The sequence below is a fragment of the Arthrobacter sp. SW1 genome (genome assembly GCF_001766675.1).
Lineage (GTDB): Bacteria > Actinomycetota > Actinomycetes > Actinomycetales > Micrococcaceae > Arthrobacter.
Genome location: NZ_MJLT01000039.1, coordinates 1 through 1,781, shown reverse-complemented (window position 1 = coordinate 1,781; position 1,781 = coordinate 1). Strand labels below are relative to the sequence as shown.

General features: G+C 69.2%; 2 protein-coding genes. Both read left to right on the top strand.

Features of this window, described 5'->3' with window-relative positions:
* Positions 1 to 204: 204 nt before the first annotated feature.
* On the top strand, positions 205 to 975 hold the full coding sequence (locus BIU82_RS13355) for an SDR family oxidoreductase (RefSeq protein WP_070349963.1): 771 nt from the start codon (positions 205 to 207) through the stop codon (positions 973 to 975).
* Positions 975 to 1,781 (top strand): alcohol dehydrogenase catalytic domain-containing protein (locus BIU82_RS13350; RefSeq protein WP_070349962.1); only part of this gene is annotated, 807 nt, incomplete at its 3' end. The genes BIU82_RS13355 and BIU82_RS13350, both read left to right, overlap by 1 nt.

Sequence of the window (1,781 nt, the reverse complement as noted above, 5' to 3'; positions counted from 1 at the left end):
CTGTGGTCAACACCCAATGCACTGATCACCCCGCACGTAGGTGGCAACGCCTCCGCCTTCGAACCGCGGATCCTCAAGCTCCTGCGGCGGCAGCTCGAAGCTCTGGCTAAGGGCCACGCCCCGGCGAACCTCGTACAGCGCGGCCCCTTCCTGGACACAACGGACCGATAACCACCAACCCACGCGGCGAAGGAGCTGCTGACCATGAATACGCTTTTCGATCTCACCGGGCGGGTGGCTTTGGTGACGGGTTCCAGCCGCGGCATCGGCAACGCCTTGGCGCGCGGGCTGGCGGATGCCGGCGCGACGGTGGTGCTGAACGGCATCAACGTTGAGCGGTTGAAGGCGGCCGAGGCCGCGCTGGCGGCGGATTTCGCCCCGGGCCGGGTCCATAGCTGTGCGTTCGATGTCACCAGCGATGTCGAGGCGGCCCGTGGTGTGTCCTGGGTGGAGGAGAACGTCGGGCCCTTGGGCATCCTGGTGAACAATGCCGGTATCCAGCACCGGGTGCCGATGCTGGAACTGGACGTCAAGGACTGGGAGCGCGTCCTCACTACGGACCTGACCAGCGCTTTCCTGGTAGGCCGCGAAGCAGCCCGCCACATGGTCCCCCGGGGCCGGGGCAAGATCATCAACATCTGCTCCGTGCAGACGGACCTGGCCCGTCCTACGATCGCTCCGTATGTCGCGGCCAAGGGCGGGCTGCGGAACCTCACCCGTGCCATGACCGCCGAATGGGCCGGCTCCGGACTGCAGATCAACGGCATCGCCCCGGGCTACATCCACACCGAGATGACCCAGAACCTGGTGGACGACCCCGACTTCAATTCCTGGATCCTGGGCCGCACCCCGGCCCACCGCTGGGGCACGGTGGGGGACCTTGCTGGCCCGGCGGTGTGGCTGGCCTCGGATGCCTCCAACTTCGTCAACGGCCAGACGATCTTCGTCGACGGCGGAATGACGGTGGTGGTCTGATGCCCGGCTTCGAATGGCCCTGCACCGAACTGCCACAGTCCGGGCCGGCCGTCGTCGCGCACGCCGCGGGCGACCTCCGCATCGAAGACGTCCCGTTGAAGGCTCCGGCGGCGGATGAGGCCGTCGTCGAGATCGCCTACGGCGGGATCTGCGGTTCGGACCTGCACTACTGGATGCATGGGGCCGCGGGTGAATCCATCCTGAAGGATCCGATGGTCCTCGGCCACGAAATCGTCGGCACCGTGGTGCGTGCGGCCGCGGACGGCAGCGGACCGGTGGCCGGCACCCGGGTGGCCGTGCACCCGGCGACGCCCGGGCCGGGGGAGGCGAGGTATCCGCAGGACCGGCCCAACCTGTCCCCGGGGTGCACCTATCTGGGCAGCGCCGCGCGCCACCCTCACACCGACGGTGCCTTCAGCCGCTACGCCACCCTTCCGGCACGCATGCTGCGGGAACTTCCGGCTGGCCTGCCGCTGCGTACCGCGGCGCTGGTCGAGCCGGCCAGCGTGGCCTGGCACGCCGTTGCCCGGGCCGGGGACGTTGCCGGCAAAACGGCGTTGGTCATCGGCAGCGGCCCGATCGGTGCCCTCGTCGTCGCCGTCCTGAAACGCGCCGGCGCGGCGAAAATCACCGCCGTGGACATGCACGACAAACCGCTCGAAATCGCGCGCGCGGTCGGTGCGGACGAGGTCCTCAAGGGAGACGACGCCGAGGCGATCGCCGCCGTCGAGGCCGACGTCGTCATCGAATCCTCCGGCAGCCACTTCGGCCTGGCCTCGGCCATCAAAGGCGCGGTGCGCGGCGGC